The organism is Mycobacterium colombiense (assembly GCF_001672755.1).
Lineage (GTDB): Bacteria > Actinomycetota > Actinomycetes > Mycobacteriales > Mycobacteriaceae > Mycobacterium > Mycobacterium colombiense_C.
In genome coordinates this window covers 1-14,343 of record NZ_LZKI01000185.1, presented here as the reverse complement: position 1 = coordinate 14,343, position 14,343 = coordinate 1, and the positions used below count along the sequence as shown (strand labels likewise).

Sequence of the window (14,343 nt, the reverse complement as noted above, 5' to 3'; positions counted from 1 at the left end):
CGCCCCGCGCTGCCGCGGCTGGCCGGAAAGCGCTGTGGCATAGCCGATCACGGCTTGAGTATGACCTTCACCGCACCGTCCTGCTTCTTCTGGAAGATGTCGTAGCCGTGCGGGGCCTCATCCAGTGGCAGCACGTGGGTGGCGAAGCTGTCCACGCCGAGCGGGTCCTCATCGGTCAGCAGCGGCATGATGTCGTCGACCCAGCGCTTGACGTTGGCCTGCCCCATCCGCAGGGTCACCTGCTTGTCGAACAGGGTGAGCATCGGCAGCGGGTCGGCCATACCGCCGTACACGCCGATCAAAGAGATCGTGCCGCCGCGCCGCACGACGTCGATGGCTGAATACAGGGCGGACAGCCGGTCCACGCCTGCGGTCTGCATGACCCGCTTGCCCACCGCATCGGGCAGCAACCCGGCGACCTGTTGCGCCAGCTTGGCCGCCGGCGAACCGTGTGCCTCCATGCCGACCGCGTCGATGACCGAGTCGGTCCCCCGCCCGTCGGTCAGATCACGGATCGCGTCACCGAGCGAGCCGTCGAGCCGCCCCAAATCGATGGTGTGGATCCCGCGTTTCGCCGCGCGGCCCAGCCGTTCGGGCACCAGGTCGACGGCGATGACGCGATAGCCCAGATGATCGGCGATGCGCGCGGCCATGTCGCCGATCGGGCCCAGCCCGAGCACGGTCACCGAGCCGCCGTCCGGGATGTTGGCGTAATCGACCGCCTGCCATGCCGTCGGCAGCACGTCCGACAGGTACACGAACCGCGAATCCGGCGGTCCCACAGGGACTTTGATGTGGGTGAACTGCGCCTGCGGAACACGCAACAACTCGGCCTGGCCGCCGGGGACCTCGCCGTAGAGTTCCGAATAGCCGAACAACGCCGCACCCATGCCCTGGTCGCGTACCTGGGTGGTCTCGCATTGCGTGTAGAGCTTCTCACTGCACATGTGGCAGCTGCCGCAGGAGATTTGGAACGGGATGACGACCCGATCGCCCACCCGCAGGTCGCCCGTCTCGGTTCCGACCTCCCGGACGATGCCCATGGGTTCGTGCCCGAGGACGTCGCCGGGGTTCATGAATGCCCCGAGAATCTCGTACAGGTGTAGGTCGGATCCGCAGATGTTGGTCGAGGTGACCTCGATGATGGCATCGGTGGGTTGCTCGATCTTGGGATCGGGCACCGATTCCACCCGTACATCGCGTTTGCCATGCCACGTGACAGCCTTCATGTGAAGGGCGATACCCGCCTCGCATCCGTCGAAACGGCACCGGCGCTGCTACCGGTTGAGCCCGTGCTGCGCGGGTATCACCCCGGGATGAACCAGCCGGGGGTCGTCATCGTGGGCAGCGGACCAACTGGTGTCGCCGCAGCAGAATCGTTCCGTGAACACGACGTCGATACGCCGGTGCGGATCATCACCGCGGACATCGATCCGCCGTACGCCCGGCCGCCGCTGAGCAAGGAGTACTTGCGCGGTGAGACAGACGATGTCGACCTGCACCCGGCGCGGTGGTTCGGGGACCGGGCGATCGAGCTCATCGGCGGGGCCCCGGTCGAGCGGCTCGATCTCGCCGAGCGCGCCGTGTGTATCGGCGATCGAAGTTATGCCTACGACACGTTGATTTTGGCCTGCGGCGCGGCCCCGGCGCCCCCGCCGTTTCCCGGCGGGGAACGCGCGCTGTTGTTGCGCTCCTTGGCCGACGCCGGCACGCTGCGCGCCGCCGCCGAAAAAGCTTCCTCCGCGGTGGTGATCGGCTCGGGTTTCATCGGTTGCGAGGCCGCCGCGTCATTGGCGATGCGCGGCATCCCGGTGACTGTGGTTGCGCCGTCACAATTTCCGCAGGAGAAGCGGCTCGGCAGCGAGGCCGCCACCCGGTTGCGCGATCTGGTCGGCGAGGCGGGGGCCCGGCACGTCGGTGGGGTGACGGTGCAGGAGATCACCGAAGCGGGTGTGCGTCTGGACAACGGCGTCACCATCGACTGTGACCTGGTGCTCGCGGCAACCGGTGTGTCGCCGCAGAGCAAGGTCGCCGCCGAGGCGGGCCTGCGGGTGCACGAGTCCCGCGTCGTGGTGGGTTCCGACATGGCCACTTCTGTCCCCGGTGTCTACGCCGCCGGCGACGTCGCCCTCGCCCACCACGAGGTCGCCGGTCGCCGGGTGGCCACCGAGCATTGGCAGGACGCGGCCGACCAGGGCTCGATCGCCGGCGCCTGCGCGTCGGGGCAGCAGATGAAATGGGATGGGGTGCCCGGCTTTTGGACCACGATCGGTGATGCGACGCTGAAGTACCACGCCTGGGGCGACGGGTACGAACGCAGCCGGATGCTCGACCACGGCGACGGCTTCACGGTGTGGTACGACTCGGGCGACGCCGTCGTCGGCGTGCTGACCTACAACGCCGACGACGATTACGACCTCGGCGAGCGGCTCATCGCCGAGGGTCGGCCCGCGCCCGTTCCGATGAACTGACTACCGCGAAAACCGGCCGCCGACGGCCGTTTTCAGCGATTCAGTCGCTGGCGGTGTTTGAGCGGATGTTCGCTGTCGATGAGGGCGGCGGCGATGTCCACCAGCCTGGTGTTGGACTGTTGCGAGAGCCGCCTGAGCAATTCGAACGCCTCGACGGAATCGAGACTGAAGCGCTCCATGATCACACCCTTGGCCTGGCCGATGATGTCGCGCGAGGCCAGAGCACTGCGGAATTGGTCCTGCCGGCGCATCATCGACCAGGCCAATGCGATATGGGTGGCGTACACCGTGCCCAGCTCCACGGACTCCGCGCTGAACGCGTTTGCGGTGTCGGCATAGAAGTTGAGCGCGGCCATGCTGCTGCCGTCGACGAACAACTCGAACGACAGGATGGAGCGAATCGGGGTCTGCTCGAGCGCATACCGGCGGTATCGCAGCCAGCGCTGTTCGACATTCAGGTCCGCGATGTGCATGATGTGGTGCTCCCAGGCCGCGGCGAGGCACGGCCCTTCGCCGAACCTGTTCTGAATCGCGTCCAGAATCATCGGGTAGCGATGCGTGGCGACGACACTGCTGACCGACCTACTCTTCTCGGCCAGCGTGATTCCCGCATATTGGGCGCCGGTGACGTGGTGCACCCCGTTTTCGATGAGCTCGTGCAGCCCGGCCGCGGTGTCGCGCTCGTCGCGCTCCAGATTCGACACCAGCTCCACGAGCTGAGCGGCGATGGTGATAGTGCCGTCTCGCATAAACATCACCTCCGAAGGCCGTCCCGGCCGCGGAGCCCGTTTCCCACAGGCGTCGCGTTGACATTGACAATTTTTCGATCGCCAACGCCCAATAAGAAGTCTATGAGCCATTCAGCGAAGCGCAAGGCCAGATAACGAACGCGTCCAGGCATGCGGCGCGACCGGGCCGCCGGGAATGGGCCCCTGGGGGGGCTCGTATCACCTGGATGGCATCAAACACGTTGTCGAACACTGCTTTTCGTGACGATCGTCGCGCCAATCCGATATGCGGGTTTCGATCCAGCCCCGAAAGCCGCCTACACTCGGGCCAGTGACCTCCATTGTGATCGTGGGAAGCGGCTTCACCGGATTCACCTGCGCCCGTCGGCTGGCCCGAATTCTGCGTCGACGACGTGCTCCCTTCGACATCACGATGATCTCGCCGGTCGACTACATGCTCTACACGCCGCTGTTGCCGGACGTCGCCGGAGGCGTCGTCGATGCCCGCTTTGTCGCTGTCCCACTGGCCAATTCGCTCAAGGGCGTCCGCGCGGTGCGCGGCCGGGTTGACGCCGTGGACTTCGACCAACGCACGCTGACCTATTGTGATCCCGAAGAGCGCAGCCATGCCATGTCGTGGGATCGGCTGGTGCTGACGCCGGGCTCGGTGACCAAGTTGTTCGATGTCCCGGGGCTGGCCAAACACGCACGCGGACTGAAGACCACCGCCGAGGCCCTCTACCTGCGCGACCATTTCGTCGATCAGCTGGAGCTGGCCAACATCGAGGACGATCCCCGGGTGGCCGCGGCCCGGCGCACCGTCGTGGTGGTCGGCGCGTCGTATTCGGGTACCGAGCTGGTGGCCCAGTTGCGGGCGCTCGCCGACGCGGCGGCCAAGCAGATGCGCTTCAACCCCGCGGAGGTGCGGTTCCTGCTGCTGGACCTGGCCGATCAGGTGATGCCCGAGGTGGGCAAGAAGCTGGGCGACGCCGCGCTCAAGGTGCTACGCAAGCGCGGCATCGACGTCCGGCTCGGCATCACCCTCAAGGAGGCGCATGCCGATCACGTTGTGCTCACCGATGATTCGCGCATCGAGACGCGAACGATCGCCTGGGTGACGGGAGTGACGGGCGCCCCGTTGATCCAGAACCTTGGGCTGCCGACCGAAAAGGGCCGGCTCACGGTGCAGGCCGACCTGCAGGTGCCCGATCACCCCGAGGTGTTTGCGGCCGGTGATGCGGCCGCCGTTCCCGATCTGACCCAGCCGGGAAAGGTCACACCGCCGACCGCCCAGCACGCGACCCGGCAGGGCAAGGCGCTGGCCCGAAACGTCGCGGCCAGCCTGGGTTACGGCAGCAGCAAGGAATACAAGCACCGCAACCTCGGCCTGGTGGTCGACCTCGGACCGCGCTACGCGGTGGCCAACCCGCTCAACATCCATCTGTCCGGGTTACCCGCCAAGGCAGTCACCCGGTCGTACCACCTGTATGCGATCCCACGAGGCGTCAACCGGTGGGCGGTGTCGCTGGCCTACCTGACCGACGCGCTGTTCACCCGCTCGGTCGTCTCGATCGGCTTGTCCTCCGAGGACGACGCGCAATTCACCGCCAGCGAAGGCATTCCGATGCCGAAGACGGGCTGACGCGGCCGAGTTCGGCGGCTCAACCCTCGGCTCGCTGCTGCGCCACGGCGTAGGCGAGCTGCAGGAAGTCCGCGCCGGCCAGCGCGCTGAACACGCCCGCGACCAGCCGGGTGAAGCGGGGCGCGAAGACCAGGCCGATGGCAAAACCCGTGGCGACCCACATGTCCAGGCAGAACGGGCACGTCACCAGCTCCCCCAGGCTGTGCCGGAGCTGGCTGTGCTCGCGAACCTCCTCCTGAACCTCCGCGGGTCCGCCGGTGCCCTTGTAGTGCGTGAAGGGTGCCCGCAGCGGGCTGGTCACCGCGTCCTTGGTCAAGGTGCGCGACAGTTTGTGGGTGCCCAGGGTGAGCAGCAGCAGGTCTTGGACGCGCCACCGGGCCGGCAGTCTGCGGCCGCTGGCCAGCGCAGCCAGTACCGCGACCGCCACCACGACGCCGTAGACGCCCATCACCACCAGGTAGCCGCCCAGCGGCCGGTCGTTGTCGCCGCGGTAGGCGTCCGCTTCCTGGCGTGCGCTGCCCGCGACCTGAGCCCCGGCTTCCGTCAACTCACCCATCGCTTCTCCTCAAAAGGCATAGCGGGACGAGTACCCGGCGTCGGCCGGTGCAATCCGCGGTGGGCCCTACCGGGCGCCCGGGTCGTCGGCCTTGGCCGTCTTCGCGGCCTCGCGCAAGGTGCGATTGCTGGACCGCAGGTCCGTGTTCGCCGCCGACAGCGTGGCGTTGTGGTCCTCCAGATCGAGGATGCGCGCGACGCCGGCCAGGTTGACCCCGGACTCGACCAGCTCACTGATGCGCCTGAGCCGCATCAGGTCGTCGGCGCTATACCGACGAGTTCCGCCCCGGCTGCGGGCCGGTGTGATCAGGCCGTAACGCTCGTAGAGACGCAGCGACTGCACCGCGATCCCGGACAATTCGGCGGCCACCGAGATGCCGTACACACCATGGTCGGACGAGGGGGCACCCGCGTCGCCGCGGTGGTCGGCCATCGCGCATCTCCTTCACTACCGGCTCAAAAAATCTGTCTAGCACACTTGCATCATTCTGTCGAGGATGATATATCAAATCTATGTCATTAGACATAGGAAATTGCCGACCCACCGCCTAGATTGGAGTGAGAGGTGACCACCATGCTGATGCGTTCAGATCCGTTCCGTGACCTCGACCGCTTCGCCCACCAGGTCCTCGGTACCGCCGCCCGGCCGGCAGTGATGCCCATGGATGCCTGGCGCGAAGGCGAGAAGTTCGTCATCGAGTTCGACCTGCCCGGCATCGATGCCGACTCGCTGGATATCGACATCGAGCGCAACGTGGTGACCGTGCGCGCCGAACGACCGGCCGTCGATCCCAACCGCGAGATGCTGGCCACCGAGCGGCCGCGCGGCGTGTTCAGCCGCCAGCTGGTGCTCGGCGAGAACCTCGACACCGACAAGATCGAGGCCTCGTATGCCGAAGGCGTTCTGCGCCTTCACGTTCCAGTGGCCGAGAAGGCCAAGCCGCGCAAGATCGCGGTGGGCCGCGGTGACACACCCCGGGCCGTCCGAGACGGCGGCGCCCAGCGCGAGGTGATCAACGCCTGACCGACCGGCGGGCCGGGCGGCGGTCCCTCCGGCACGCGCCCGCGTGCCGACTCCCCCAACCGCCGCCCGCCGCCGGCCCCAGGCCACCGGCGCGAACGTCTCGCCCCGGTGTCACGGAGACCGGATACACCATGAAATGGGAACTCGACGGCCAAACGGCCAACGTGGAACAGGCGTTGGCCGGCGGCTCCGCGCAACCGGCGGGCTGGTTTCGGTTCTACTTCACCGACCAGCGCTGGGAATGGTCGGAGCAGGTGCAACGCATGCACGGGTACGAGCCCGGCAGCGTCACCCCGACCACCGAACTGGTGCTGTCACACAAGCATCCCGAGGACCGCGGACACGTCGCGGCCACCATCGAACAAATCGTCGACACGCACCAGGCTTTCAGCACGCGCCATCGGATCGTCGATACCCAGGGCAATGTGCACCACGTCGTCGTGGTCGGTGACCGGATCTTCGACGACGAGGGCGACGTGATCGGAACACACGGGTTCTACATCGACGTTTCCGGTCCCCGCGAGCGCATGCGCGAGGACGAGATGAGCGCGAAACTCGCTGAGATCAGCGAGAATCGCGCGGGCATCGAACAAGCCAAGGGCATGCTGATGCTGATCTACGGCATCGGCGAACGCGCGGCCTTCGAGTTGCTCAAATGGCTGTCCCAGGAAGCGAATGTCAAGCTGCGGCCGCTGGCCGAGCAGATCACCGAAGACTTCCGCCGCGCCGGCCTGCCGCTGAACACGCAGTCCGAATACGACCACCTGATGCTGACGGCGCACCAGCGCGTCCGCGTCGTCGGCGATCACGCGTCAACCCACTGAAGGAGAAAGCCTTTCGCCCTCAGCGGTCGATCAGCGGGGCGACCCAGTGCACCCGGGTGCCACCCTCGGGCGGGCTGGTGATCTCACAGGTGCCGCCGAGTTGTTCGGCGCGCCGCTTCATGTTGGCCAAGCCGCTGTGCCGCGTGTTGCCGGCCGGGATGCCGCAACCGTCGTCAATCACGTTCAGGATGAACATATCCGCGACGCTGATCTCGACGGTCAGCCGGGATGCCCCCGAATGACGCAGGGCATTGCTCACGGCCTCGGTCGTGACGGCATCGGCGTGGTCGGCGAGCTCGGCGCCGACGGCCGTCATCGGCCCGTCCAGCCGCACGGTCGTGACGAGATCACGGTTTTCGGTCAGGTCGGCGACCACCCGCTGGATGCGCTGGCGGAAATCGCCGCTGGCGGCCATCGGGGATCTGAGCGCGAAGATCGTGGTGCGGATTTCCTCGATGATGGTCTGCAGGTCGTCGAGCGTGCGGTTGAGCCGATCGGCCACCTCCGGCGAGCGCGCCCTGGCCAGCGTGCCCTGCAGGTTCATGCCGGCCGCGAACAGCCGCTGGATCACGTGGTCGTGCAGGTCATGCGCGATGCGTTCACGTTCCGCCAGAATGGTCAGCTGCCGCGCGTCCTCACGCGCCGAGGTCAGCGCCAGCGCTATCGCGGCGTGGGTGGCGAAATCGCTCACCAGGTCCAGATAGCTCTCGTCGAACGGCGGCTGCTCGGCGCCGCGGGCGATGGCGATCACGCCGACGACCTCGTCGCGGGCGCGCAGCGGCATCAGGATCGCCGGGCGCTGCCCGACGTCGGTGAAGGCCTGGATCGGGTAGCGCAGCTCCTCGGTGATCAGCGGTTCGCCGGACTTGAACACCGCGCCGCTGGTGGAGCCGTCCACCGGGACTCGCTGACCGAGCACATCGGAGGCGTGTATCCCCACCGCTGCGGAGACCACCAGCGTGTCGACCTCGTCGTCGCCTGCGTCGGCGTCGGCCGGCACCAGCACGATGGCCTGTTCGGCGTCGGTCAACACCCGCGCGCGTTCGGCGATCAGTTGCAAGGGACGCCGGTGCGGTTCGGGTCGCGCCAGCAGCGCGGTGGTGATCTCGCGGCTGGCTTCGATCCACTTCACCGAGGTCCGTTCACGTTCGAAGACCCGCGCGTTGTCGATGGCGACGGCGGCCGCGAACGCCAACGCACGCGCGGCAACCTCGTCGGGCTCGGAGAACACCCGCGCCGGATCGATGTGGGTGAGGTAGAGGTTGCCAAACACCGTGCCGCGGATGGTGATCGGGACCGCGAGGAAGGCGCGCATCGGTGGATGGTGTTCGGGGAATCCGACCGCGGCGTGGTGCGCGGTCAGGTCGTCCATCCGCAGCGCGGGCGTGTCCAGCAGCGACAAACTCAACAGCCCCTTGCCGACCGGCAGGTGCCCGATGCGCCGAACCGTCTCGGCGTCCATGCCCTCGTGGACGAACGACATCAAGTTGCCGTCGCGATCGCGGATGGCCAGCGCGCCGTACGGGGCGGAGGTCAATTCCCTTGCCGCGCTGATGATCCGGTGCAGCGTGGCGTCGAGGTCCAGGCCCGCGCCGATCTCCACGATCACCCGCAGCAATTGCTCCATCTGATCGCGCGCGGCCAGCAGCTCGTCGAGCTGGGCATGCATCTTGCTGACCAGCCCACGCTGTCCGAGTCCGGCGAACGCCGAGCCCTTTTCGCCGCCGGTCACCCAGACCAGTCCGGCGGCGTCGACGGTGGGCCGGACCGCTGACTGAGTTTCGACGCGAACACCGCCGCCTGGGTGCGGCGCTCCATGCCGAGTTTGGCCAACAACCGCGACACGTAGTTCTTCACCGTCTTCTCCGCGAGGAACATCCGCGCGGCGATCTGCCGGTTGGTCAATCCTTCGCTGAGCAGTCCGAGCAGCGTGCGTTCCTGCTCGGTCAGTCCGGACAGCGGGTCCTCGCGCGCCGTCGTGCCGCGCAGCTTCGCCATCAGCGCCGCGGCCGCCCGGTTGTCGAGCAGCGACTTACCCGCGCCCACCTCTTTGATCGCGTGTGCCAGCTCCATGCCCTTGATGTCCTTGACGACGAACCCGCTGGCACCCGCCAGGATCGCCTCGAGCATCGCCTCGTCGGAGGTGAACGACGTCAACATCAGGCAGCGCAGGTCGGGATGATCCGATACCAGGTCGCGGCACAGTTCGATGCCGTTGCCATCGGGCAGGCGTACGTCGAGCACGGCCACGTCGGGCTGCAACGCCGGTATCCGGGCTTTCGCCTCCGCCACCGTGCCGGCCTCGCCGACGATCTGGAGATCGGGGTCGGAAGCGAGCAGATCGGAAAGACCGCGGCGGACGACTTCGTGGTCGTCTACCAGGAACACCTTGACCATGGCGGGCCCTTTCCTGCCGGTCTCGCAACTGGAAAGATTTGCGGCAGACCAATCCAATATCCCATATTCTCGACGGGAACCATCGAGAAGCAACGGGTTCAACGACTTTGGTCCCCACGGCTGAGGACATTCGGCCCACGCTCCGGTGGACGGTGCGCCAATAGCCTTGCGGCAGTGGCCCATTGCGACAGTGGCCCATTGAGGACAACGGTCGCATTCGCGGGAAGGAAATCCTGATGACCGACGACGGAGTCACCATCCTGCCGATGCACGAGTGCTGGCAGCTCCTCGGCAGCCTGGCGCTTGGCCGGCTGGTCACCTACGCCGACGGTCAGCCCGACATCTTCCCGGTCAACTACGTCGTCCAGCGCCGGACCGTGCTGTTCCGCACCGCGGCGGGAACCAAGCTGGTCAGCTCCGCGATCAACAATCGGGTGCTCTTCGAGGTCGACGACCACAACGTCGCCGAGGCGTGGAGCGTGATCGTCCGCGGCACCGCGCGGTCGCTGCGCACGCCCGAAGAGCTCGAGGAGGCCGAGCGCGCGCAGGTGTTGCCGTGGACCAGGCCGGAAAAGACGCACTATGTCCGCATCGTCCCCGAGAGCGTCACCGGCCGCCGGTTTCAGTTCGGGTCACCGCCGGGCGACGTGTAACGCCCACGATCAGTCCGCCCACTCGACGAAGTCGCCGAGATCGCGTCGCGGCGTCGCCGGGAGCGGGTCGGCGTTGATCGGCGCCCAGCCCACCCGAAGCAGCATCTGCGGGTAGCTGTTGTCGCCGAAGATGTCGGAGCGGACCGCTTCGCGTGTTGCGGCCGTCTCCAGGGGCTCGGTGACCGGGCAACTGGCCAGGCCCGTCGACGTCGCGGTGAGCAGCGCGACGCTGGTGGCTTCCCCGGCACGCAGCTGCGCCAGCCGGTCGTCGTGGCGGGTGCCGAGCGCGAGCACCACCGCGTTGTCGTCGGCCGGGGATGAATCCGGAGCCATCGGCAGGGCCGCACCGGCGAACAGACGACTGGGGATCTTGGCGTCCGGATCGGATATCGGCGTATTGCGGGCGGGAACACCCGCGACCGAGAAGTAGCGCCCGCTCCAGGCCGTCAGCTCGGCGAGATAGTCCTGGGTCAGGTGATCGCGGACGGATTCGGCGACGATGTCGTGCAGCCTGTCGATGTCTTCCACCTGGCACAGCGTGACGCCGGTGCGGGCGGCTCGCGCCGCCATCAGGGCGATATCACCCATGGGCACCGGCCAGGAGCTGTAGTGGCGCCGATCGGTGCGCCGCCGCGGGATGGCGGCCGCCAGCGCGATGTCGACGTAATCGGCAACCTGAGGGGAGAGCTCGATGGTGGCGAGGTGCGTGGGGTCGTCGGCGTCCGGCAGCCGGCTCACCCGGGACCGCCATCCCACCGCCGCGAACGCCGCCACGCAGTGATGCAGCGCCGTGCCGCAACTCAGGATCAGGTCGCGGCCATCGGGGTCGGTATTGGGCAGTTGACGGCCGGGATCGGCATACAGCTGCAGGCTCGTCGCGTCGACGCGCCAGCGCCACGGTTGGGTGTTGTGCACCGACGGGGCGCGCGATGCCAAAGTCAGGGCCGTCCGGATCGTTCCGGCGTCCGGAAAGCGGGTGTCCATACCCGATCCCCCTCTCGCCTAGCGCCTGCCGGTATCAACGATCACGCGTTCTCGGCGGCCCCGCGAGGGCACGACGGCACTAGCTCAAGGGACTTTTGGCAATATCCGTGGCCGGCCCGCCGCGGGGCAGTCCGCCTTTATGCTGACCACGATGGCGAACCACGGCCCCGATCCCACCACGCCGCTGTGGCGCGCGGCGCAAGTATTCCGCCTGCTGAGCTGCATCTACGCCACCGGCTTTCAAATCGCGATCAACCCGGATCTGGTTCGGCCCGTGCTGGGTTGGGTGCTTTTTGCCGGGCTGATCGGCTGGAGCGCGGCCTGCGCGTTCGCCTATCTGCGGGGCTTCGGTCGCAAACCCGCGTGGGTGCTCGCCGAGCTGGTGGTCGCCGTCTTGCTGATGTGGTCGAACAACCTCGTCGCGAGCCCGCACTGGGCGGCCGACAACCAGACCTGGCCGACGACGTTGTGGGCCAGCAATCCCACGATTTCGGCCGCCGTCCAGTTCGGCCCCGCGGGCGGCATGCTGACGGGCCTGGCGGTGATGGCCACCAATTTCGCCGTCAAGGATTATTTCGCGCTCAACCTCGGGCACAACGCCACCGTCATCATCGAACTGGCGATCGGTATGGCGATCGGGATGGCCGCGCAGACCGCGCGGCGCGCCCACGACGAGCTGCAACGCGCGGCCCAATTGACGGCCGCGGTGCAAGAACGCGACCGACTGTCCCGCCAGGTGCATGACGGCGCCATTCAGGTACTGGCCCTGGTCGCCAAGAAGGGGCACGAGATCGGCGGCGCCACAGCAGAACTCGCCGACCTGGCGAGCGAGCAGGAACGCGCGCTGCGGCGCTGGCTGGCATGCACGGACATCGATCAGGACGCCGACGGGGCCACGGTCGACCTGCGCACGCTGCTGCGGTGCCGGAACTCCGATCAGGTGTCGATAAGCCTGCCTGGCACCCCGGTGCCGTTAGAACGTTGGGCGGCAACCGAACTCGACGCCGCGGTGGGCAATGCGTTGGACAACGTGGTCGCCCATGCCGGCCCGGACGTGCACGCGTTCGTGCTCGTGGAAGACCTCGGCGATTGCGTGCTGGTCAGTGTCCGCGACGACGGCGTGGGGATTGCCGCCGGCCGGCTCGAGGAAGCGACGCGGCAGGGGCGCTTGGGCATCTCCCAATCGATCGTGGGACGGTTGACGTCGTTGGGCGGCAGCGCCCAATTGCACAGCGAGCCCGGGGAAGGCACCGAGTGGGAGTTGCGCGTGCCGCGGGGAGGGACGCCATGACCGATGACGCCACGACGACGACGGTGATGGTGGTCGACGACCATCCGATCTGGCGTGACGCGGTCGCTCGCGACCTGGCCGAGGGCGGGTTCACCGTGGTCGCCACCGCCGACGGCGTGGCCGCCGCCCAGCGGCGGGCCGGCGTGGTGAAGCCCGACGTGGTGGTGATGGACATGCAGCTCACCGACGGCGACGGTGCGCAGGCGACCGCCGCGGTGCTCGCGGTCTCACCCTCGTCGCGCGTGTTGGTGCTGTCCGCCTCCGACGAACGCGAGGACGTCCTGGAGGCGGTCAAGGCCGGTGCGGCGGGCTACCTGGTCAAGAGCGCCTCGAAAGCCGAGCTGGCGCAGGCGGTGACGGACACTGCGGCCGGGCGGGCCGTGTTCACCCCGAGCCTGGCCGGGCTGGTGCTGGGCGAATACCGGCGCATCGCGCAGAGCAAGGACGACGGCCCGGCCCGTCCCAGCCTCACCGACCGCGAGACGGAGGTGTTGCGATATGTCGCAAAAGGGCTGTCCGCCAAGCAGATCGCCGAGAAGCTCTCGTTGAGCCACCGCACGGTGGAAAACCACGTGCAGGCGACCTTTCGCAAGCTCCAGGTCGCCAACCGGGTGGAACTGGCCCGCTACGCCATCGAGCACGGCCTCGACGAAGAGCCGTGACCCGCCGGGTGTGCGAATAATCCGGCGGGTCAACGAATCCCGCGGCTACCGCGTCAGCACTTTGCCGTTGTGCTGAGCCCCGACACGCGCGGCCACCAGTGCGGTCACCACCACGGCCATGCACACCAGCCCGTCGTCCTTGAGCCCCCATCGGATCGCGGCGAGCAGCGCCACGCCGGCCACGCACAGCAGGGCACCGATGGTTGCGCCCCACCCGCGCGAGGTCACCGCGGGTGCGCCGTCCCAGCCGGACAGCGGGTTGTTCTCCAGCGGCCGCAGCACGACGAACAGCACCGCCACCGCGACGACCACGAGGAGCACCTGCACGAGGCTGATGGCGAGGAAGTCCGGCGCGCCCGGAAAGCGCGGGCAGCCAAGGTAATCGAACACCAGGTGCACGCCCAGCAGCACCGGCATGTGCCACAGGTACAGGGTCATTGCGCCGGAGTTGCCGATGGCGGTCCACCACCACACCCGCGGCCGCTGCGCCCAGCGCCCGATCGCCGGTGCGGCCGCGATCGCCAACGCGCTCAGGATGATTGCGTGTCCGGCCAGCAGCAGGCTCGGCGGGCTGGTGTTGGACAGGTGGTGGTCACCGGTGCCGACCATGCTGATCTGATACGGGCCCCAGTGCACCAGGGCGACGTCCACGGCGAAGAAGGCGGCGGCGATGGCCGGCGCGGCGCGGCCGCCGAGCAGCCCGCGACGGTAAGCCACGCCGAACATGGCGGGAATGAGCCAGACGGCCAGGTTGAGGTACCCCAGCGGCATCATCGCCGGCCAGTGCAGCCGGATCACGTCGATCAGCGCGATCGCACCATAGACGGTCGCCACACCGGCGACCAGGCGCCCGGCCGTGGTGATGCGGTAGAGCACGGGCATGGCCCCCAGCACCAGGACGTAGGCCCCCAGGAACCACAGCAGCTGCGTGCTGACGCCGGCGATCGGCTCATAGATATGTTGCGGCAGCGCCCGATACAGCACCGTCAGCGTGACGGCCCAGAACGCCAGATAGTAGAACACCGGGCGGAACAGCCTGGTGCAGCGTTTCATCAGCCAGCCGCCCCAGTTCGCGCCGGGCGCCCAGGAGGACACACAGGCCGCCGCGCCGG

At 67.8% G+C, this 14,343-nt stretch carries 15 protein-coding genes; 7 read left to right on the top strand and 8 right to left on the bottom strand.

The genetic code is table 11. The features are described from left to right. Positions 1 to 47 precede the first annotated feature (47 nt). Positions 48 to 1,229: a zinc-dependent alcohol dehydrogenase gene (locus A5708_RS23420; protein ID WP_065030895.1), complete on the bottom strand. Its 1,182-nt coding sequence runs from the start codon at positions 1,227 to 1,229 to the stop codon at positions 48 to 50. A gap of 87 nt (positions 1,230 to 1,316) precedes the next feature. Here A5708_RS23420 and A5708_RS23415 point away from each other — a divergent pair, with 87 nt between their 5' ends. Further along, positions 1,317 to 2,471: an NAD(P)/FAD-dependent oxidoreductase gene (locus A5708_RS23415; RefSeq protein ID WP_065030926.1), complete on the top strand. Its 1,155-nt coding sequence runs from the start codon at positions 1,317 to 1,319 to the stop codon at positions 2,469 to 2,471. A 32-nt stretch (positions 2,472 to 2,503) separates the two neighbouring features. Here A5708_RS23415 and A5708_RS23410 read toward each other — a convergent pair whose 3' ends face one another. Then, positions 2,504 to 3,220, bottom strand: a complete 717-nt coding sequence (locus A5708_RS23410) for a GAF and ANTAR domain-containing protein (RefSeq protein ID WP_065030894.1) — start codon at positions 3,218 to 3,220, stop codon at positions 2,504 to 2,506. A gap of 310 nt (positions 3,221 to 3,530) precedes the next feature. Here A5708_RS23410 and A5708_RS23405 point away from each other — a divergent pair, with 310 nt between their 5' ends. Then, positions 3,531 to 4,841, top strand: coding sequence for an NAD(P)/FAD-dependent oxidoreductase (locus A5708_RS23405; RefSeq protein ID WP_065030893.1), 1,311 nt, complete (start codon positions 3,531 to 3,533; stop codon positions 4,839 to 4,841). 19 nt (positions 4,842 to 4,860) lie between these two features. On the opposite strand, the gene A5708_RS23400 is transcribed toward A5708_RS23405, so the two are convergent. After that, positions 4,861 to 5,397 carry a DUF1360 domain-containing protein gene (locus tag A5708_RS23400; protein ID WP_065030892.1) on the bottom strand — a complete coding sequence of 179 codons (537 nt, stop codon included), beginning with the start codon at positions 5,395 to 5,397 and terminating at the stop codon, positions 4,861 to 4,863. 66 nt (positions 5,398 to 5,463) lie between these two features. Beyond that, on the bottom strand, positions 5,464 to 5,829 hold the full coding sequence (locus tag A5708_RS23395) for a MerR family transcriptional regulator (protein ID WP_065030891.1): 366 nt from the start codon (positions 5,827 to 5,829) through the stop codon (positions 5,464 to 5,466). 141 nt (positions 5,830 to 5,970) lie between these two features. On the opposite strand from A5708_RS23395, the gene A5708_RS23390 reads away from it, so the two are divergent. Both A5708_RS23390 and A5708_RS23385 read left to right on the top strand, forming a co-directional pair. Beyond that, a complete protein-coding gene (locus A5708_RS23390; protein ID WP_065030925.1) occupies positions 5,971 to 6,420 on the top strand; it encodes an Hsp20/alpha crystallin family protein in 450 nt (149 codons plus the stop codon). A 131-nt stretch (positions 6,421 to 6,551) separates the two neighbouring features. Further along, positions 6,552 to 7,244 carry a PAS and ANTAR domain-containing protein gene (locus tag A5708_RS23385; protein ID WP_065030890.1) on the top strand — a complete coding sequence of 231 codons (693 nt, stop codon included), beginning with the start codon at positions 6,552 to 6,554 and terminating at the stop codon, positions 7,242 to 7,244. A 19-nt stretch (positions 7,245 to 7,263) separates the two neighbouring features. On the opposite strand, the gene A5708_RS23380 is transcribed toward A5708_RS23385, so the two are convergent. Together A5708_RS23380 and A5708_RS23375 are read right to left on the bottom strand one after the other, a co-directional pair. Continuing rightward, on the bottom strand, positions 7,264 to 8,913 hold the full coding sequence (locus A5708_RS23380; RefSeq protein ID WP_065030924.1) for a GAF domain-containing sensor histidine kinase: 1,650 nt from the start codon (positions 8,911 to 8,913) through the stop codon (positions 7,264 to 7,266). Positions 8,914 to 8,972: 59 nt separating this feature from the next. Then, a complete protein-coding gene (locus A5708_RS23375) occupies positions 8,973 to 9,641 on the bottom strand; it encodes a response regulator (protein WP_065030889.1) in 669 nt (222 codons plus the stop codon). Between the two features lie 236 nt (positions 9,642 to 9,877). On the opposite strand from A5708_RS23375, the gene A5708_RS23370 reads away from it, so the two are divergent. Beyond that, positions 9,878 to 10,294 (top strand): pyridoxamine 5'-phosphate oxidase family protein, encoded by a 417-nt coding sequence (locus A5708_RS23370; protein ID WP_065030888.1) that lies wholly within the window; start codon positions 9,878 to 9,880, stop codon positions 10,292 to 10,294. 9 nt (positions 10,295 to 10,303) lie between these two features. Here the strand turns inward: A5708_RS23370 and A5708_RS23365 are convergent, their stop codons facing one another. Beyond that, entirely contained in the window at positions 10,304 to 11,278 is a 975-nt protein-coding gene (locus A5708_RS23365) for an Acg family FMN-binding oxidoreductase (protein ID WP_065030887.1), read from the bottom strand. Positions 11,279 to 11,417: 139 nt separating this feature from the next. Between A5708_RS23365 and macS the strand changes: the two genes are divergently transcribed. Both macS and A5708_RS23355 read left to right on the top strand, forming a co-directional pair. Then, positions 11,418 to 12,569 (top strand): MacS family sensor histidine kinase, encoded by a 1,152-nt coding sequence (gene macS / locus A5708_RS23360; RefSeq protein WP_065030886.1) that lies wholly within the window; start codon positions 11,418 to 11,420, stop codon positions 12,567 to 12,569. Continuing rightward, a complete protein-coding gene (locus tag A5708_RS23355) occupies positions 12,566 to 13,231 on the top strand; it encodes a response regulator (protein WP_065030885.1) in 666 nt (221 codons plus the stop codon). The genes macS and A5708_RS23355 overlap by 4 nt, the downstream gene beginning before the upstream one ends. A 45-nt stretch (positions 13,232 to 13,276) precedes the next feature. On the opposite strand, the gene A5708_RS23350 is transcribed toward A5708_RS23355, so the two are convergent. Beyond that, positions 13,277 to 14,343, bottom strand: a 1,067-nt coding sequence (locus A5708_RS23350; protein ID WP_065030884.1) for an acyltransferase family protein, incomplete at its 5' end; no start/stop codon positions are given.